Origin of the sequence: Pseudarthrobacter naphthalenicus, from assembly GCF_029076445.1 — a bacterium.
In the GTDB taxonomy this organism is placed as follows: Bacteria; Actinomycetota; Actinomycetes; order Actinomycetales; family Micrococcaceae; genus Arthrobacter; species Arthrobacter naphthalenicus.
This window is the reverse complement of sequence record NZ_JARESG010000021.1, coordinates 28,045-46,505: the sequence shown is the minus strand read 5'-3', so window position 1 is coordinate 46,505 and position 18,461 is coordinate 28,045. Positions and strand designations below refer to the sequence as shown.

Sequence of the window (18,461 nt, the reverse complement as noted above, 5' to 3'; positions counted from 1 at the left end):
GTCAGCATGAAATTGAAGACACTAGCGTGGACTGCGGCCGCCACAGCCGCGACTGCCGCCGCCGGCGGAGCGGCTACGGACCCTAACAGCTCCTGGTACCGCCAGCTGCGCAAGCCGGACTGGCAGCCGCCGGCCCTCGCTTTCCCTGTTGTATGGACCGCACTGTACGCGGACCTTGCCGTCAGCTCCGCGGCCGCCCTGGACAGTAGCAACGGAGAAGACAGCGGGAACAGGAAAACCAGTGGCACCGGGGCTGGCAGCCAGAAGCCCGGCGGCACAGCGAGGAAGCAGGAAATCCGCGCCTATCGCGGCGCCCTGGCCACCAACTTCGTCCTCAATGCTGCCTGGAGCTGGCTTTTCTGGCGCTCACGCCGGCCCTGGCTCGCCGCGGCGGAGGCGGCAGTGCTGGCGGCCAGCAGCGCCGACCTGGTCCGGCGGACCTACCGGCTGAACCAACGGGCCGGGGTGTCGCTTGCTCCCTATGCGGCCTGGTGTGGCTTCGCCACCATCCTGTCCACGGCAATCGCCAGGCTCAACCCCGGAACTGGCATCCGGCAGAAGTAGCCTGCCGGTTCAGTCCCGGGCCACCAAGGTGTCCCGGATCTCCCGGCGCAGGACTTTGCCAATAAGCGAACGCGGCAGCGAATCGAGCACAACCACCCTGCGGGGCACCTTGTAGGCTGTCAGCTGCTCCCGGGCATAGGCCAACAGCGCCGCGGAATCGAGGGTGCTGCCCGGGATCGGGACCACCGCCGCCACCACGTCCTCTCCCCCGCCGGGCCGGGGCAGCCCTACCACGGAGACTTCGGATACGCCGGGGAAGGTGGCGATGACATCTTCCACCTCACTGGGCGAGACGTTGAAGCCACCGGTGATAATCAGCTCCTTGATCCGGTCCCGGATGGTGACGAAGTAGTCGTTGTCCACCGAGACGATGTCGCCGGTGCGGAACCAACCGCCGTCGAGCAGGGCCTCTTCGGTCTCCTCCGGCCGGTTCCAGTACCCCGCAAATACCTGCGGCCCGCGGATCAGCAGCTCCCCCTCCTCCCCCGGGGCCCGGTCCAGGGCCACGTTCTTCGGATCCACCACCCGGATGTCCGTCAGCGGGAACGGCACGCCAACGGTGCCGGGCTTCCTGCTGGGTCCGAACGGGTTGCCTATGGCGATGGGGGAAGTTTCGGTCAGCCCGTAGCCTTCGATCAGGTAGCCGCCGGTCGCTTTCTCCCAGGTCTCCACCGTTGCTGTGGGCAGGTTCATGGCGCCGGAGATGGAGAAGCGGATGCTTTCCAGGCCGATACCGCGCTCAGACGCCGCGGCGGCGATGCGGTCATAGATCGGCGGTACGGCGGGCAGGAACGTGGCAGGAGACTTCCTGAGGGCCTTCAAGACGAGGTCCACGTCGAACTTGGGGAACAGGACCAGCTTCGCGCCGATGCTGAGGGCGAACGTCATGCACACGGTGAGGCCATAGGCATGGAACATCGGCAGCACCGCGTAGACGGTTTCCTTGCCTTCCTTCAGCCCCGGCACCCAGGCCCGGCCCTGCGCGGCGTTGGCCTGCAGGTTGGCGTGGGTGAGCATGGCGCCCTTGGGCAGGCCGGTGGTGCCGGACGTGTACTGAAGGACAGCGAGGTCCTCGGCAGCGGGACGCGGATGTTTCTTCTTGAGCTCCCCGGCATCGAGGAGCTGCCGCCACGGCAGCACCGGACGCGTGGCGGCAGCTGGCCGGCCCTTCGCCTCGCCCCTGCCGACGGTAAGGGCGGCACGGGCCTTGCGGGCGGCGGGCACCGGAAGCCGCAGCGCCAGCCGCTGCGGCAGCGGCATCGCGGGGATCAGTTCCACCGAGACAATCGTGCGGAGTCCGACGTCGGCCGGCAGCTGACGCACCCGCTCCACCGCCTTGTCCCACACGATCGCGACGGCGGCCCCATGGTCCTCGAACAGGTGGCGCAGTTCACGGTCCGTGTAGAGCGGGTTGTGTTCCACCACCACTGCGCCGAGACGCAGCACGGCGTGGAAAGCGATGACGTGTTGTGGGCAGTTCGGCATCACGAGGGCCACCCTGTCGCCGGCTTTGACGCCCAGTTTCTTCAAGCCGGCAGCAGCCCGGCTGATCAGTCTTCCGAGCTCACGGTAGCTGGTGCCGGCGCCGAAGAACTCCAAAGCGGTCTTGGACCCGTACCGGCGCACGGACTTGTCTAAAAGGTCCACCAGTGAACCCTTCGGGAGCACCAAGTCCGCCGGGACACCAGGCCCGTAGGAACTGGTCCACGGGCGCTCACTCCAGGGCATCCCCGGCAGCGCTGCGGCACCCTGCCCTGTATCGTCGTCGGACGTCTTCCGCGTGGTCTTCTTCATCATCAGTCCTTGCCGCCGGAATCTGCCGAGTGTGCGCGCAATCTGCACGCCGCAAGAATCCTACCGGCGCGCGGACGGATGAGCGTGCCTACAACTGCAGTCTCGCTTGAATGTCAGACCCCCTTGTCATGATGGCTACATGAGGAACCCGGCAGTGGCAAAGGCATTTGCGGACATCACCGCGGCCATTACGGTGCTCACCGGCGTGGCCAGCGAATCTGGTCCCGCTGCGTTTTATTCGGCGGGCGATCCATTGCGGGAATTGTCCGAGGATTGCCTGGATATTCTGGCCGGCGCCGCGGCAGCTGACGCGCAGATTGCTGCTTTGAAGGCCGGGGCTGCCGTGACATACGCGGACACTGCCCAGGCCGCAGCGCCTCCGGACGCTTCGGTGCAGGCCCAGGAGATGGCGGTCACCGCGGAGGTCGCGTGTGCCATGACCATTGGTGACCGGGCGGCGGGTTCGTTCCTGGCCGTTTCCCAGGCCCTGACCACAACTTTGCCCCTGACCCTGGCCGCTCTGCAGGCGGGCACCATCTCCTGGCAGCACGCCCGGGTCATGGCGGACGAAGCCGCCACCCTTGACCGGGCCGGCGCCGCAGCCCTGGAGGCCCACTTCCTGGACCCGGACGCACCGGACGCCGCCCGGGGCTGTCCCGCCGGGGAAATGCCGGCGTCCCGGTTCCGTCACCGGGCCCGTACCTGGCGCGAACGCCACCACACCGAGAGTATCGAGACGCGCCACGCCAAGGGTGTCCTGGACCGGCGGGTGGAGTACTGCCCGGACCAGGACGGGATGGCCTGGGTCACGGCCTACCTCCCCGGGGACCAGGCAGTCGCCATCTGGAACCGGACCACCGCCATCTCCCGGGGCCTGCAGGGCCCGGCGGAGCAGCGGACCCTCACCCAACTCCGCGCCGATGTCTTCGCCGCCGCCCTCCTGACCACCGCGGACCTGACCACCACGGACCTGCGCAACAGCGGGGACCCGGCCAGGAATGGGAGCTCTGAAGAACACGACCCGGGGCAGGTCCCGTCGCCGCGGGCCCAGGTGCTGGTGACCGTGCCGGTGTTCTCGTTGCTCGGGGCCACCGAGGAGCCGGCCATGCTGGACGGTTACGGTCCCATCCCGGCGTCGATGGCCAGGGACCTGGTGGCGAACGGGGCCGAGTCGTTCCACCGGGTCCTGATTGACCCGCGCGACGGGGCGCCGCTGGAGATCGGCCGCACCAGCTACCGGCTCACCAAAGCCATGCGGCAATGGTTGCGGCTGCGGGACGGCAAGTGCCCGTTCCCTGGCTGCAGCAACAACTCACTGGACAACGAGGCCGACCATATCCTTGCCTGGGCCAAGGGCGGCACCACCGGAGTTTCCAACCTGGGACAGCCATGTCCCAAACACCACAAACTCAGACACTCCGGCCCCTGGACCCCCACCCCGGCAACCAAAGACCACCCGCCCGGCTGGATCTCCCCGTCCGGCCGGCACTACAAAAGCGAACACCAGGACTGGGAACCACCCCACTGGCCCAACCAACTCGAACCCCATGAAGAATCGAAGGACGGACCACAGGGGGGTCTCGCGGACGGCTACCCGGATCTCGTCCACATCGGACTCTCGCTTGGGGAAGAGGGCCTGGAGAGGCTCCTCCACGCCCGGGTTTGAGAAGGAACGATGTGCGGCGGTGGCTACAGCTGTGTCTCCCGTGGTTGCTACAGCTGCGCCTCCCGGCGGTCCAGCACAATCTGCTGCACGTCCAGGTAGCCGGACTGGAAACCGGCGCGGGAGTAGCAGAGGTAGAACAGCCACATCCGCTGGAAAACGGCGTCGAAGCCCAGTTCCCCCACTTCCTGCGAGCGCGCCATGAAGCGCTCCTCCCAGAGGCGCAGGGTCGCCGCGTAGTGATCGCCCATGCCCATCCGTTCACGCACCCGGAGTGTGGTGTGCTGCTGGGTCACGCCCTCGATCGCCCGCACGGACGGCAGGAAACCGCCGGGGAAGATGTACTTGTGCACCCACGTGTATGCGTTGCGCGTCGCCAGCATCCGGCCGTGCGGCATGGTGATGGCTTGGATGGCCACCTTGCCGCCCGGGGCCAGCACCCGGTCGATGGTCTGAAAGTAGATGGGCCAGTATTCATAGCCAACCGCCTCGATCATTTCAACGGAAACGACGGCGTCGAACTCGCCTTCCACCGCCCGGTAGTCCTGCAACGCGACCGTCACCTTGTCCGCGTAGCCCGCGGCCGCAATTCGCTCCTGCGCGAGCGCCCGCTGTTCGCTGGACAAAGTCACGCTGTAAACAGTGGCGCCGCGGGCAGCGGCGCGGAGTGCCAGTTCGCCCCAGCCGGTGCCGATCTCCAGCAGCCGGGTGCCGGATCTGACGCCGGCTTTATCCAGCAGCCTGTCAATCTTCGCCTGCTGCGCTTCCGCCAGAGCCTCCCAGGGGACCGAGTCCAACGCCCCCTCGCTCCGTGGGAACAGCGCCGAGGAGTAGCTCATGGTGGTGTCCAGGAAATTCGCGAAGAGCTCGTTGGACAGATCGTAGTGGCGTGAGATGTTGCTTCGCGTGTTCTGCTCTTCGTTGCGTTCCTGCCGCGGAGTCCGTGGCAGGTACAGGGTCCGCAGCGTCTGCAGCGGCTTTGGGATCAGTGTGTCCACCGAGGCAGCAAAGACCTCCAGTACCCCAGCCAGGTCCGAGGCCTCCCAGTCACCCGCCATAAACGATTCTCCGAGCCCGATGAGGCCGTTGTCCCCGATGCGCCGCTCGAAGTCCTCCGGCCGGAGCATTGTCATAACCGGAGCCCCGGGGCCGCCAGTGCCCAGGACTGAACCGTCAGGGTAGGCCACCTGCAGTGGCAACCGGCGCACGGCTGCCTTGAACAGCAGGCCTGCGGCCTTGCCCGCGATGACGGCCTTGGCGCCCGACGGCGCGTGCGCAACACCGGGCCAAACCTCCGGATCGATGGTGGCGGGCGACGCCGGTACCCCGGCAGCGTTGTCACCTCCAGCTTTGTTCCCGGCAAGGGGCAGCCGCGCGGACGTCGCGGCGGGAACCTGCGCAGCGGCCGTTCCGTTCTCATCGGTCATTGTCATTGAACTGCCTCCTGTGAGGGGTGATGTGGCCTTTTGACGACGGGCAGGCGCCTTGCCCAGAGTTTAACGCCCTGAAAACGGATTAATGCGGATACCAGCAGCGGCGCGGCCGGCACGGCGATGGCCGCCGCCAGGATGTTACCGAGGGTGGCCGGGCGCCGTTCACCATCCATGGTGGCGACGAAGGGCCGGTGCCCCTCGCGCTCCAGGACGATGGAGACGGAAAGCCGTTCCTCCGGAGCAGGCACCTTCATCCGGTAGCTCCCGTCGACGTCGTTGAACGGCGAGACGTAGAACGCCTTGGGCACGCTGGCCCTGCCGGAAGCGTCCGTGTCCAGGAGGTAGCAGTGGCGTTCCCCATAGGTGTTGTGGACCTCGGCGATGACGCACTGCAGATCCCCGGAAGCCCGGTAGCACCAGAAAAGAGTGAGTGGATTAAAGACGTGCCCGAAAACCCGGGCGCTGGTCAGCATCCGGATGGGCCCGCCGTCGGGCTCCATGCCCCGGGCCCGCAAAAACCGTTCCACGTTGCTGCGGATTGTGGAGGCGGGATCACCCAGGTGGTCGGCGGCCCGGAAAACAGCCAGCGCCCGCAGTAACCGGGGCAGCTTCGGCAACCGGTCCACGTCCACGAACCAGCTGTAGCTCCGGTAGGTGAATGCATTCTTCAGCGGGGTCTTCCGCACGTGGGAGATGGACGTGCGGTAGATCGCTGCCGTTGGGCTCATGCGCCCTCCGTTGCTGCCATCAGTTCCGGCTCGCCTGCAGTCGTTTCAGGAGACTCGACGCCGGGTGCGTCCCAAGCGCGTCCCAGGCTGGCCGCGGCCCGGACACCGGAGAGTGCGCCGTCCTCGTGGAAACCCCAGCCCAGGTAGGCGCCGGCGTAGGCGATCCGGTCATCGCTGAGCAGGGCGATCTGTTGCTGTGCGCGAAGGGACTCGGGTGTGTATTGCGGGTGCTCGTACACCATCCGGTCCAGCACACTGTCCTCCTTGATCAGTTCCGACTCCCCCAGGCTCACCAGGTATGGCCGGCCATCAGCAGGCTGCAGCCGCTGGAGGCGGGTGAGGTCGTAACTGACCAGGACCTTATCCGGCCTGGCATCGCAGCCGGGGAGCCGGTAGTTCCATGATGCCCGGGCGTTGTCCGCTGCGGGCAGGACGGCCGGGTCCCGGTGGAAGACTGTGTGGTTGACCGAGTAGGGCATGGCGCCAAGCGCCTCCTTTTCGGCCGGTGTGGCGTCGGCGAGGAAGCCAAGGGCCTGGGCCGGGTGTGTGGCAATGACTACCGCTTCGAAGTCTTCGATGCCCGCGGCGGTGTCCACTTCGACACCGAGGGCGTGCCGGCGGACAGCGGTCACGGGACTGTTGAGCCGGATGTCCGGGAGCGTCGCGGCCAGCTTTTCAACGTACTGGCCCGAACCGCCGGTGACCGTCCGCCACTGCGGCGAACCCTTGACGCCCAGCATGCCGTGATGGCCCAGGAAGGTGAAGAGGTACCTTGCCGGATAGGACAGTGCCGTGGTGGGGTCGCAGGACCAGACCGCACTCACCACGGGCGTCATGAAGTGGGAGATGAAGTAGGGGCTGAAGCGCTCCTTGTCGAGGAATTCGCCGAGGGTGAGCTCATCACCGCCGGTACCGGCGCCGGCGTCGGACGTTGCGCCCGCATCGATCAGCGCGCGCGCCCGCCGGTAGAAACGCATCACTTCAACCAGCATCAGCAGATAGCGTCCGCGCAGGAGGCTGGAAGGCCGGGCGATGATGCCTTTACCGCCGTCGCGGGCTCCCGCATACTCCAGGCCGCAGCCGTCGCACCGGATGGACATGCTCATTTCAGAATTCTGGGTCTTGACCCCCAGTTCCGCAAACAGCCGCAGCAAGGTGGGATAGGTCCGCTCGTTGTGGACGATAAATCCGGTGTCCACGCCAAGAGTGGAGCCGTCAGGCTGCGGGACGCTGTGCGTGTGTGCGTGGCCGCCGAGCCTGCTGTCCGCCTCGAACAGGGTGACCTGGTCATGCCGGTTCAGGATATAAGCGGCCGTCAGGCCGGCCACGCCGCTGCCCACGACGGCGATGCGCCTGGCTGCGGCGGCGCCCAATGTTGGGGGTAGTGACACCTTATGCTCCTCTGCTGAACGGTTGCCCTTGGATATACACAGGGCAATTCGGAACAGCGGGTGGGGTGGATGGGTCGATGGGTTGGCACTTTTATCAGCAACGAGCCGGCAGCAGTAGTGTGGGCTGGTGGTCAATCCCGTACATCTGAAGACCCTCCTTGAGGTTACCCGGCTGGGTTCGTTCTCAGCCGCCGCGGCACGCCTGGGCTACACGGCCTCGGCGGTGTCCCAGCAAATGTCCGCCCTGGAACGCGAGGCGGGGGTGATCCTCTTCCAGCGTTCGGCACGCAGCGTGGTTCCCACCGAGGCCGCAGTGGTGATGAGCCGGCACGCCGCGAAAGTACTGACGGACATTGAAGCCCTGATGGCCGCTGCCGCCAAAACCCAGGGCAGTAAGAGCCAGGAACTCCGGCTGGGCATCTTCCCCAGCCTTGCCACCTACGTCCTGCCGCGCATCCTGAAGAACCCTGCATGGAAGGACCTGGGCATTGATCTCCGGGTGTCCGTTGCCGAACCGTCCCAGACCATCCAGGGTCTCCGGTCCGGCGGTGACCTGGATGTGGGCCTGGTGTTTCAGGTGGGCCAGTCCGGCTTGGCCTGGCCGCAGACAATCAACAGGCAATGGATCGGCGATGACAACTTCCGCGTGGTGCTTCCGGCCGGCTGGGGCTTCGGACCCGAAGCGAAAGTGGCTGCGGACCATCTGTCAGAACTGCCGTGGATCATGCACCACCCCGGGAGTCCGGATGCCGTGGTGATCGACCGGCTTTTTGCAGGCTGCAACCTGCACCCGCGGGTGGTGGCACGCAGCGATGATTTCCATGCAAGCCTGGAAATGGCCGCGGCCGGGCTGGGCGCCGCGCTGGTACCGGAGCTTGCGCTGCGGAACCGGCCAGCCGGCGTCGTGGTGCTGGACGTGCCGGAGGTACGGCTGGCCCGGAACGTCTTCGCGCTCGTCCTCAACGAGAAAAAAACCGCCCGCGTCCAGCTGTTCGTGGACCTGCTGGCTGAGACTCTGGCGGGCCTCGGGACGGCGGGGAAATAGCCCCGAACGCTGGAATGCGCAGCGCTGGGGGTCTATGTTGAAGATATGAACAGGGTAGCGAGCCAGCACTTTGGAGAAATCGAGCTCAACCACGGCAGGGACCACAACGTCGCTGCCAAACATGAACTCGGCGGCCAAACCCTGGAACTCGACCTGAACATCAACGCGCACGACCATTTCGACGAAGCTGCCATGCACAAGGTGGACTACCGGCTGCGTTTCCTTCCAGAGCTCGTGGACGAAGTCCGGGAGATGATCGCCGAAGAACTGGGGCAGGAAGGCACCAGCCCGCAGGAGTACCTCAATTTCCATTGCAGCGCGCTCAAGACTGAGACGCTGCAGAAAATCTTCGGTGTCCAGAACCGCAGCCAGCTCACCCCTGATGTCTTCCTCAAAGCCCTCAAGCTCGGCCATGTGGGCATCTTCCCCGGCCAGCCCGAACGCTACTTTGTCCTGGACTTCACCTTGGGGGCGCACTTCACCGACGAGGTACTGGTGGCCTCAGCGGATGAGGACGGCGTCGTGGACGACGAAATCCTCTGGGAGTCCTGAACCCGCACCCGTTAAACCCCGAAGGTCCGCCTGCGTAGCGTTCACTGGGCTGCGCCGCGTCCGCGACGCAGCGTAGCCAGCCGTGCGGTGTACTCGTTCTCATCGATTTCACCGCGGGCAAACCGCTCAGCGAGCAAATCCTCCGCTAATTCGTGACCTGGCCCTCGGGCGTCGTACCGCCGGCCGCCGGCTCCCAGGGCTCGCGCCAGAAGGACGATGGCGGTGATGATGGTCCCCCAGAACAATACAAAGCTCACGATCGTCAGGACATAGCCCCAGCCTCCCATGTCTCCGCCCCAGTACATCATCGCTAACGCCTCCTGAATGTCGATGCCCGCCCTTTCTTTGACTATCAGGTGCGGCCCTGTGAAGTGTCAGAGCCTTTGGTCCCCTACGCCGGGCGACGGCCGCTCCACCCCCACCAATTCCGGCCCCGGGAACACCGGCCCCGCCACTTCCACGCTCCGCCAGTTCCACGCTTGCGGTCCACCCACCGGGACTGGGGACCTTTAGCCCTACTGCGCTCCGCTGGCCCGTTTTCACCATTAGCTATGGATAAGCGCAGACGATGGCGCCTAGCGGCGTGGCTGCTTTTCGCCGGTGTGCTGGCCTCCCTGGTGGCGGGCCTGTTCCACGCCGAATCAGGGGACGCCAACGATCATGTGGCCTCGTTCGCGGCGTATGCCGCCAGCGGGATCTGGACGTTTGTGCACCTGGGCCAGTTTGTGGGCATGGCCCTGCTGATCGCCGGGCTGTTTGTCCTCCTGCCTGCCCTTGTTGTCCGGCCGGGCCTCCTCGCCGTGACCGCCAGATTCGGCGCCCTGGCCGCGGCAACCGCTCTAGCTCTGTATGGCGCGCTCCAAGCCGTGGACGGCGTCGCCCTCAAACACGCCGCCGACGCCTGGGCAGCCGCTCCCGCGCCCGAGGAGCCGGCGCGTTTTGCCACCGCCGAGGGCATCCGCTGGCTGGAATGGGGCATGCGAAGCTATCAGAGTTTTATGCTGGGAACCGCCCTGGTACTTTTCGGCATTGTCATAGCCGCAACGCGTCAAGTGTCCCGCGTCATCGGCTATCTCATGGTGCTGTCCGGGGTTGCTTACCTTGTTCAGGGCTGGATCATCGGAGCGGAAGGATTCGCACCCGCAAACACGTTGCCCACCCTGATCGGAATTCTGGCCACCGTCGCCTGGAGCCTGTGGTTGCTCGTCAGTGCCCTGCGGATGCAGCCGCCCGCCCGCTCAACCGCCGGAACCTAAAGCGCGACGGCGGCCGCTCACCGAAAGGTGACCGGCCGCCGTCGGGCTTTATTCAGATGTCCAGCGGGACGCCTTAGTTGGCCGCGGCCAGCAGGCCCGCCCGGATGGTCTTGGTGGCCTTGACCAGGTTACGCAGGGACTCTTCGGTCTCGGCGTAGCCGCGGGTCTTCAGGCCGCAGTCCGGGTTGACCCAGAGCTGTCGGGACGGGACGTGCTTGACGGCGGTGGCCAGCAGTTCGGTGACCTCAGCCTCACCCGGAACACGCGGCGAGTGGATGTCGTAGACACCCGGGCCCACGCCGCGGCCGAAGCCGTGGGACTCGAGGTCGTGGACAACCTCCATCCGTGAGCGGGCAGCTTCGATGGAAGTCACGTCGGCGTCGAGCCCGTCGATCGCGTCGATGATCACGCCGAACTCCGAGTAGCAGAGGTGGGTGTGGATCTGGGTTGCGTCGGCGGCACCGGCGGTGGCCAGCCGGAAAGATTCCACGGACCACTTCAGGTAGGCTGCCTGCTCTGCCTTGCGCAGGGGCAGAAGCTCCCGCAGGGCAGGCTCGTCCACCTGGATGATCTTGATCCCGGCTGCTTCGAGGTCAGCGATCTCGTCGCGCAGGGCCAGGCCCACCTGGTTGGCTGTCTCGCCCAAAGGCTGGTCGTCGCGGACGAAGGACCAGGCCAGGATGGTGACCGGCCCGGTGAGCATGCCCTTCATCGGCTTGCCCGTCAGCGACTGGGCGTACTCAGCCCACTTGACCGTGATGGGGGCGCTACGGGTGACGTCGCCCCACAGGATGGACGGCCGGGTGCAGCGTGAGCCGTAGGACTGGACCCAGCCGTGGACCGTGACGTCGAAGCCGTCGAGGTTCTCGGCGAAGTACTGGACCATGTCGTTGCGCTCGGGTTCGCCGTGCACCAGGACGTCGTAGCCCAGTTCCTCCTGCAACTCAACAACGCGCTTGATCTCGTCCTTCATGAGCTGCTCGTACTGTGCGTTAGTGAGCTCGCCCTTGTTGTTGCGGGCACGGGCCGACCGGATCTCGGAGGTTTGCGGGAAGGAACCGATGGTGGTGGTGGGCAGCGGCGGCAGGTGCAGGGCCTTTTCCTGGGCAGCCTCGCGGACCGCGTACTCGGAGCGGCTGAAGTCGGCGTCGGTCAGCGAACCGGTGCGGGTGCGGACCTCCTCACGGCGAACTCCCGCGGCGGCGGCGCGGCCGGCGATCGCGGCCGATGCCTCGTCAATGGCTGCCCGGGCAGAAGCGGGATCGGCCAGGTAAGAGGCTAGTGCCTTGACCTCAACAGCCTTCTGGTCAGCGAAGGCGAGCCAGCTGCGCAAGTCGTCGGAAAGCTGGCCCTCTTCGGTGACATCGTGCGGGACGTGCTGGGTGGATGTGGAGGTACTGACGGTGACGCGGCCGGCCGCCGCCTTCAGTTCATCCAGCTTCGCGGCTGAGGCGGCGAGGTCGTTGCGCCAGATGTTATGGCCGTCAACGACGCCGGCAACCAGGGTTTTGTCCCCTAGGGCAGCGAGCGCCGCTGCCGAGGGAACGGCGCCCTTGAAGGCGTCGATGTGCAGGGCGTCAATGGCGGTGGCAGCCAGGGTCCCCAGCTGGCCGTCCAGGGCTCCGTACGGGGTGGAGACGAGGATCTGCGGGCGCCTGGCGGCGCCGGACAGCACCTCGTAGGAACGGGCGACGGCCGCCTCGATTTCCGCTGCCGGCGTATCGTGGTCAACCACCAGGGCGGGCTCATCAAGCTGGATCCAGCTCGCACCTGCGGCGGCGAGCTTTTCGAGCAACTGCGTGTAGACCGGCAGGATGTCTTCGAGGCGTGACAGCGGCGCGAACCCTGCGGGGGCGTCGTCGGATGCCTTGGACAGCAAAAGGTAGGTGACCGGGCCAACAATGTACGGGCGGGTCTCGATGCCGTTGGCCAGGGCGAACTCGAATTCCGCCACGATCCGGTTGGAGGCCAAGGCAAACGTGGTCGCCGGACCGATCTCCGGAACCAGGTAGTGGTAGTTGGTGTCGAACCACTTGGTCATTTCCAGCGGCTGCTGGTCCTTCGTACCGCGGGCCAGGGTGAAATAGCCGTCGATGTCCAACTGGCCCTCGGCGTCGAGGAGGTTGCCGAAACGGGCCGGAACCGCGCCGAGGTGGGCGGTGGCGTCCAGCACCTGGTCGTAGTAGGAGAACGTTCCCGGGACGGCGGCAGCTTCGGTGAGGCCCAGATCCTGCAGCCGCCGGGCGATGCTCAGCTGGATGTCCTTGGCGGCCGCGTCCAGCGCGTCGGCATCGATCTTGCCGGCCCAGTAGGCCTCGACTGCCCTTTTGAGTTCTCGGCGGCGGCCGATCCTCGGGTAGCCCAGGAGGGAAGCGGCGGGGAACGGGGTGGCGGGGTTGTTTTCAGGCATGGAAGATTCCTTTGAAGTCTTGAAGCGGGGAAGAAGGTTGTGTGCAGGCGGGGTCAGCTGGCCAGCTGGCGTACCCCGGCGTCGGAGCGGGTGTCTGTGTTCGGCCGGGCAGCCGCGGTGGAGCGGGTCACGGCAGTGGAGCGGGCGCTGGATTGAGCAGCGACGCTGCGTTGGGCGGCGGCGCTGCGTCGGCCAACCGAACGTGCCTGGCGCGGCAGTGACAGTTTGTCCAGGACCTCCAGGGCGCTGACATGTTCGTTGAATGTGTAAAGGTGGATGCCCGGCGCCCCGGCGTCCAGGGCTGCGTTGGCCAGGTCCACAGTGGCCCGGACCCCGATCCGCAGCCGCTCGGCGTCGGTCTCTGCCCCGGCCAGGAGTGCCAGGAGTTCCGGTTCCGGTTCCACGCCCGTCAATTCGCCAAGACGGGTGACGCGCCGAAGACTGGTCAGCGGCATAACGCCCGGGACGATGGGAATGGTGACGCCGGCGCGGCGCGCACGGCTGACAAGGTCGGCGTACTGCTCAGTGCGGAAATACACCTGCGTGATGGCGAAGTCAGCGCCGGAGCGCTGCTTCGCGAGCAGTACCTCGACGTCGTGGGCGACGGTGGGCGACTCCGGGTGCCGGGTGGGGTACGCGGCTACTCCCACCGCGATCTTGCCTGCGCACAGCAGCGCTGACCGCCTCTGTTCGACACGGCGGATGAGCTCAATCAGGTCCTGGGCATACCGCAGCGACCCGGGGACGGGCGGCTCGCCGTCCTGGGGGCGGTCTCCCCGCAGCGCCAGGATGCCCCGCACCCCGGTGTCCAGCAGCTCCCCGATGATCTCAGCCAGTTCCTCCGGGGTGTTGCCCACGCAGGTCAGGTGGGCCAGGGGCCGGAGGGTGGTTTCGAGCAGGAGCCGGTTGATGAGTTCGACGGCGGTGTCCCGGTTTGAGCCACTGGCACCGTACGTGACCGAGACGTAGTCCGGCTCGGTGGTCTCCAGTTCCCGGATGGTGGTCCAGAGCGACTCAGCCGCAGCAGGAGAACGCGGCGGGAAGAGTTCGTAGGAAAGCGCCACGGGGGCGGTTTCGCAGAGATTTGGATGTGTTTCGATAAGGCTTGGGGGTGACATTTGCGTCCTTGGCTTTGGGCCATTGGCAGCTTCCGGTCAACATAGTGTGACCGCAGGCCGGGCAATGAATTGAGTTTGGGGAACACGGACAAACTTCTCAGGGACGCAGTCGCGACTGTTACGCCTGGAACGAAGTTTTCCGTGAGCAAATGTCAGGCCCACATGGGGGCACCCACACCCTCCGGATCGGAGGATCGCTGACACGTTACCTCGGTAACTTGTATAGAACTCTAAGAGCCGGCGGCGCCCCGTTCAAGTTCGCCGCCGAATTAAGACGCAGTTTTACGTCTTGTTTCGGCGCTGCATAGAATTTTGTTCGCCTACCAGGGCCGGTCCGCTCCCGAGCCGAAGTCATTGTCCCGGAGGTACTCGTCCCGTTCCTGCCCCGAGTTCCGCTCGCTCCGGGCCTCCCGGGTACTGTCCTTGAGCTGGTCAAGCTGACTCTGGTTCCGCGGTTCTGCCGGCTGGCCGGATTCCCCGGGCGTCTTCGCAGCCCCGGGTTTGCCGGGGCCGGCATTCTCTTCGCCCTTCCGCGTCAACCGCTCCCCGGCCTGGTTGAGCTTGTCCGCCGCTCCCGTCCCGGGCCCGCCCTCAGCGCTGGCATCAAAGCAGTTGTCCGGGGCAGCCTTCACCACCGTCAGTCCTTCGGCGAAAAGGCTGGCTGCGGAGCCTTGGTCCCCCGCGGCGGCCTGAAGATCACCGAGGCGTTCGATACTGAGCGCCAGGTTAACCCGGATGGCACATTCGTCAACGTGGCCCGCACGTTCCAGTGCTTCCTCAAAGCTGCGGCGGGCTCCGGCGTAGTTCCCGGCGAGGAACAAACCGTCACCTTCCACGAAAGGCGCCTTGTGGGGCTCGGTGAAGTTAGCGATGCGCAGCCCGGCCGCGGCATCGGCCACTGCACCGGCGTCACCGCCGTCGAAAGCCTCCTCTGCCTGGCCGGCCAGCACCCCGACGCTGAGCAGCTTGGCGGCCAGGCAGAGCAGAAGCAGCACCGGCAGGAGGGACCACCGGAGCAGCCGGCGACGGCGCAGCAGCCTGTCGCCGGGCATCTCGCATAGGGGCTGCCTCATGTCCGCGCGTCCCCTGAGTGCCGGACCGCGACGGTCTGCGCGCGGTCCGGCACGGAGTTTGCGGCCGGCAGCCGCAGCCAGTGCCGCAGCAGTAAAACCGCTTCCCGCAGACAGAGCGTGAACGCGCCAAGGGCGAAGATCCAGTACAGCTCAAAGCGTCCGTCCAGACCTACGCCCTCCGGTGCCCGTTCAAGCTTGCCGGGATCCGCTGCCTGCATCATCGGCGCCACGGCATCACCCGCATCGCGGTGAACATACGGAATTCCCAACTGGCCGGCTATCCACTGCAGCCTTCCTTCGTCGATAACGGACAGCGCATCCCCGCCGCTGCCTGACGTGCGGTCCTGGATATAGCCGGGCCCGGTATCGCCGCCGGAACGCGACCCGCTGTTTTCCCTCATCCGGCCACCCTCCGCTGTGCCATAGCCCAGCACGGCTCCCCCGTTCACCAGGCCGCCGCCGACCTGGATGCCTTCCGGCGCCGCGGCGCTGGTCTGTTCCCCGTCGCCCAGATAAAAAACCAATCTGGGCCGTTCGGGGTGGCTGTCTCGCGCGGCGCGCAGCCGCTCCGCCAGCAGCTTGGCAGCCGACGTCACGCTGCTCCCCTTGGAAAAGGCTGGCATCTGCGGCTGCAGCACAGCGACGGCGGTGTCCAGCGCCGAGGTGTCCGTCGTAAGGGGCATCCGGACTACGGCATTGCTGTCGAATGTCAGGACGGAGAATCGCGCGCCGGCCAGTTCGCCGGCGATGGCCAGGATGTCCTGGCGGACACCGTCCAGCCGCGGCGATTGGTTGCCGTAGTCTTCGGCCACAATGCTGCTGCTGGTGTCCACGAGAAAGAAAACGTTGACGTCCGAGGTGGCCGTCTGGGTGTTTCCGCCGGGAATCCCGGGCCTGAGTGCGGCGGCCAGGAGCAACAGCACCATGACGCTCCTGAGCAGCCCTTCGTGGAGCCGGCCGCGGCCCCGCCCGGCGCCACGCTGCCGGAACGCCCGCACCGGCCGCCAGGCCATGGACAGCACAACGGCGCCAATGAGGGCGGTCATCAGCCACAGGGGAAGGACAGGTTGCAGGGTCATGGCTTCAGCCGCCAGGATGCGCCTGCCAGGACCAGACCGGACAGGAGAGCCACCGTCAGCGGCACGTTGGGCACGTCCGAAACCACGGCCCGCGGTGCACCCTTCAGCGCGGCCGCTTCCGTGTCCTGCACCCTGCGGACGATGTCCACCACCGCATCCGGGTGATCCAACGGGTAGTACGCCCCGCCGCTGGCGTCGGCTGCTTCCCGCAGCCTTGCGCCGGGCTGCGCAGGCCCGGGACCGTAATCAAAGTCGCCGGGATTCAGCGCATACACCTTGACGCCGCGCTCCCTGGCCAGGGTGCCGGCTTGCTCCAGGGTGAAGATCGGATCCCCGGAGAGGTAATTGTCCGTCGCCAGCACAACGGACCGCGAACGCTGGCCTGGTGCATCCGGCCCGGCCCCGCCGGTTGGTGATGGCGCCCTGCCGGCGCCTGCGGGCGGGAACCCGGCGACGCAGGACGCCAGGCCGTCGCCGATCAGCGAGGACCCGCGCCCGCTCCAGGTGCCGTCCAGGAAGCCCGCACTGCCGGGGTCGCCGTCGAAAGCCGCTTTGGCCAGCGTGAGCTGTTCCTGCACGTACTCATAGTCGTCGGTCAACGGAAAAACCTGGACCGCACTGCTGTCGAAAATGGTGAGGCCGATTCTTTCGCCGTCGAACTCCTTGGCCAGGACGCCAAAGACCTCCACCACGGCAGAATCGGCGCTGCTCATGGAGCCGGAACTGTCCAGGCACAGCATGATGTCCCGGCTCCGCTGCTCAGGCCGGACGGTGGTCAGCTCCACCGGCCGCGCCGCCGCTACCACCGCGGAAACGAGAAGGGACGCGGCGGCGAGCGCCGCAACGGCAAGCCAGCGGCGGTGCCGGCGCAGGGCAGCCTGGTATTCGGGCAGAGCGGTGAGGCGGTCCGCGTGGGCAACCGGCCGGCGTCGTGCGTTTGCCTGCGGGCGGAGCGCCCGCCAGAGTGCTGCGGCCGCCAGGAGCAGCGCAGGCGGAATCACCCACCAGAACATCAGTTCCATTGCCCCACCGCCTGCCGTGCCGTCTCGGCCGATTGCGGCACCGGCGGCAGCGGTTCCATTCCGAACTCGCCCGGATAGATCCTCCGGACTGCCTCTGCGATGCCGGGAAGCGGGTAGCCTTCCAGCTCGGCCAGGGTCATTCGGGGCGCATCCACTCCTGTCACGTCCCGGGCAAACGTGCGCACCAGCAGGCTGAGCTTCTGGTGGGATTCACGGGAGCTCAGCAACCCGGCCCGGGCATCAGCGGCCACCGCGTCAATCCGCTGCAGATAGGTCTCCTTAAGCCCTTGAAGGTCCGACGGCGTGGTGAACGGGGCCGCGGCTGCGGGCCGCCGTTGGCGGGTGCTGAGGAATACGAAGCAGTACCAGCCCAGGGCCACCGCCAGCAGGGCAAAGCCGGCCCACATCCAGGCGCCGCTGTATTGCAGCGGCCCGATGAGGCCGCCGTCAGGCTGCATGCCGGTGCCTTTCGAGCAGGGCGAAAAGTTCCGTGATCACCTTGCTGCTGCCGGTCACATGGCCTTCGGTGATGCCGGCGCGGCGGAACATGTCCTGCCGCCCGGAGTCCCGCTCCCCTGCTGCCCTCACGTAGGCCTCCGTGACTGCGGTGGATGAGGCCAGGTGTCCCAAGAGCGTGCCGGAATCAGCCACGCTGAAGGCCTCCCCGGCGCAGCCATCTCCGGCAAGGACGGCGTCGCGGATGGTGAGCCAGAGGATTTCGTGCTGGGCACGAAGCCGGCGCAGCAGCTGTTCCAGCTCCGGGCCGGCCGCAAGCTCGTCGGCCACAACAAAGATCAGGAACCTGCCTTTGACCGTGCGGGCCACGTGTTCCAGCTGGGCCTCGATCCGGCTGGGCCCGGAGTCCAGGCCCGTGGCGGAATCAATCGTCCGCAGGACCCGTTCCAGGTGCGCCTCCCCGGCCTTGGCCGGGGTCGCACGCGTGCCGTCAGCGTCCCCGCAGACCAGGCCCACCACGTCGCCGTGCCTGTGCGCGAGGTACCCCATGACCCCGAGCGCCATGAGGGCGATGTCCTTCTTGGCTTCGCCGTCGCGGGCTTCGGCGGCCATGTTCCGGCCCGTATCCGCTACCAGCAGGACGGTCTGCCGCCGGGCGGCAACATGGCGTTTGATGAGGGGTGACCCGTGCCGGGCGGTGGCTTTCCAGTCGATATCGCGGACGTCGTCGCCGGGAACGTAGGCCCGGAGGTCGTCAAAATCGAGGCTGTGGCCCCGGAAGACTGAAGCGTATTCGCCGTCGAGCATGCCGCGGGCTTTTCGGTGGGCGAAGACGGCCATTTTCGACTTTACGCGGGTCAGGAGGCTGGTCATTGCC

General features: G+C 66.7%; 17 protein-coding genes. 5 read left to right on the top strand and 12 right to left on the bottom strand.

Annotated elements, in window-relative coordinates; translation table 11 throughout:
- Positions 1-6: 6 nt before the first annotated feature.
- Entirely contained in the window at positions 7-564 is a 558-nt protein-coding gene (locus PY310_RS17515) for a TspO/MBR family protein (protein ID WP_275215742.1), read from the top strand.
- Between the two features lie 9 nt (positions 565-573).
- On the opposite strand, the gene PY310_RS17510 is transcribed toward PY310_RS17515, so the two are convergent.
- Positions 574-2,292: a long-chain-fatty-acid--CoA ligase gene (locus PY310_RS17510; RefSeq protein ID WP_275215767.1), complete on the bottom strand. Its 1,719-nt coding sequence runs from the start codon at positions 2,290-2,292 to the stop codon at positions 574-576.
- 205 nt (positions 2,293-2,497) lie between these two features.
- Here PY310_RS17510 and PY310_RS17505 point away from each other — a divergent pair, with 205 nt between their 5' ends.
- Positions 2,498-4,024 carry an HNH endonuclease signature motif containing protein gene (locus tag PY310_RS17505; protein ID WP_275215741.1) on the top strand — a complete coding sequence of 509 codons (1,527 nt, stop codon included), beginning with the start codon at positions 2,498-2,500 and terminating at the stop codon, positions 4,022-4,024.
- 47 nt (positions 4,025-4,071) lie between these two features.
- On the opposite strand, the gene PY310_RS17500 is transcribed toward PY310_RS17505, so the two are convergent.
- From PY310_RS17500 to PY310_RS17490, 3 genes are read right to left on the bottom strand one after another with little or no spacing between them, the layout of a single operon-like run.
- On the bottom strand, positions 4,072-5,454 hold the full coding sequence (locus PY310_RS17500) for a class I SAM-dependent methyltransferase (protein WP_275215740.1): 1,383 nt from the start codon (positions 5,452-5,454) through the stop codon (positions 4,072-4,074).
- Positions 5,451-6,182 (bottom strand): DUF1365 domain-containing protein, encoded by a 732-nt coding sequence (locus tag PY310_RS17495; RefSeq protein WP_275215739.1) that lies wholly within the window; start codon positions 6,180-6,182, stop codon positions 5,451-5,453. The genes PY310_RS17500 and PY310_RS17495 overlap by 4 nt, the downstream gene beginning before the upstream one ends.
- The gene (locus PY310_RS17490) at positions 6,179-7,573 is read right to left on the bottom strand and encodes an NAD(P)/FAD-dependent oxidoreductase (RefSeq protein WP_275215738.1); all 1,395 of its coding nucleotides are present in this window, start codon (positions 7,571-7,573) and stop codon (positions 6,179-6,181) included. The genes PY310_RS17495 and PY310_RS17490 overlap by 4 nt, the downstream gene beginning before the upstream one ends.
- A gap of 127 nt (positions 7,574-7,700) precedes the next feature.
- On the opposite strand from PY310_RS17490, the gene PY310_RS17485 reads away from it, so the two are divergent.
- The gene (locus tag PY310_RS17485) at positions 7,701-8,618 is read left to right on the top strand and encodes a LysR family transcriptional regulator (protein ID WP_275215737.1); all 918 of its coding nucleotides are present in this window, start codon (positions 7,701-7,703) and stop codon (positions 8,616-8,618) included.
- A gap of 45 nt (positions 8,619-8,663) precedes the next feature.
- Positions 8,664-9,170 (top strand): DUF2004 domain-containing protein, encoded by a 507-nt coding sequence (locus PY310_RS17480; protein WP_275215736.1) that lies wholly within the window; start codon positions 8,664-8,666, stop codon positions 9,168-9,170.
- A gap of 41 nt (positions 9,171-9,211) precedes the next feature.
- On the opposite strand, the gene PY310_RS17475 is transcribed toward PY310_RS17480, so the two are convergent.
- On the bottom strand, positions 9,212-9,478 hold the full coding sequence (locus PY310_RS17475; protein ID WP_275215735.1) for an SHOCT domain-containing protein: 267 nt from the start codon (positions 9,476-9,478) through the stop codon (positions 9,212-9,214).
- 243 nt (positions 9,479-9,721) lie between these two features.
- Between PY310_RS17475 and PY310_RS17470 the strand changes: the two genes are divergently transcribed.
- A complete protein-coding gene (locus PY310_RS17470) occupies positions 9,722-10,426 on the top strand; it encodes a DUF4386 family protein (RefSeq protein ID WP_275215734.1) in 705 nt (234 codons plus the stop codon).
- Between the two features lie 73 nt (positions 10,427-10,499).
- Here the strand turns inward: PY310_RS17470 and metE are convergent, their stop codons facing one another.
- The 7 genes from metE to PY310_RS17435 form a co-directional block, all read right to left on the bottom strand.
- Entirely contained in the window at positions 10,500-12,836 is a 2,337-nt protein-coding gene (gene metE, locus PY310_RS17465) for a 5-methyltetrahydropteroyltriglutamate--homocysteine S-methyltransferase (RefSeq protein WP_275215733.1), read from the bottom strand.
- 53 nt (positions 12,837-12,889) lie between these two features.
- Positions 12,890-13,954 (bottom strand): methylenetetrahydrofolate reductase, encoded by a 1,065-nt coding sequence (locus PY310_RS17460; protein WP_275215732.1) that lies wholly within the window; start codon positions 13,952-13,954, stop codon positions 12,890-12,892.
- 320 nt (positions 13,955-14,274) lie between these two features.
- Complete coding sequence (locus tag PY310_RS17455) at positions 14,275-15,027, bottom strand: tetratricopeptide repeat protein (protein ID WP_275215731.1); 753 nt, start codon at positions 15,025-15,027, stop codon at positions 14,275-14,277.
- Complete coding sequence (locus tag PY310_RS17450) at positions 15,024-16,106, bottom strand: vWA domain-containing protein (RefSeq protein ID WP_275215730.1); 1,083 nt, start codon at positions 16,104-16,106, stop codon at positions 15,024-15,026. The genes PY310_RS17455 and PY310_RS17450 overlap by 4 nt, the downstream gene beginning before the upstream one ends.
- Positions 16,103-17,128 (bottom strand): VWA domain-containing protein, encoded by a 1,026-nt coding sequence (locus PY310_RS17445; RefSeq protein WP_275215729.1) that lies wholly within the window; start codon positions 17,126-17,128, stop codon positions 16,103-16,105. Before PY310_RS17445 ends, PY310_RS17450 begins: the two co-directional genes overlap by 4 nt.
- Positions 17,119-17,586 carry a hypothetical protein gene (locus tag PY310_RS17440; RefSeq protein WP_275215728.1) on the bottom strand — a complete coding sequence of 156 codons (468 nt, stop codon included), beginning with the start codon at positions 17,584-17,586 and terminating at the stop codon, positions 17,119-17,121. The genes PY310_RS17445 and PY310_RS17440 overlap by 10 nt, the downstream gene beginning before the upstream one ends.
- Positions 17,576-18,457: a DUF58 domain-containing protein gene (locus PY310_RS17435; protein WP_275215727.1), complete on the bottom strand. Its 882-nt coding sequence runs from the start codon at positions 18,455-18,457 to the stop codon at positions 17,576-17,578. Before PY310_RS17435 ends, PY310_RS17440 begins: the two co-directional genes overlap by 11 nt.
- Positions 18,458-18,461: the final 4 nt, after the last annotated feature.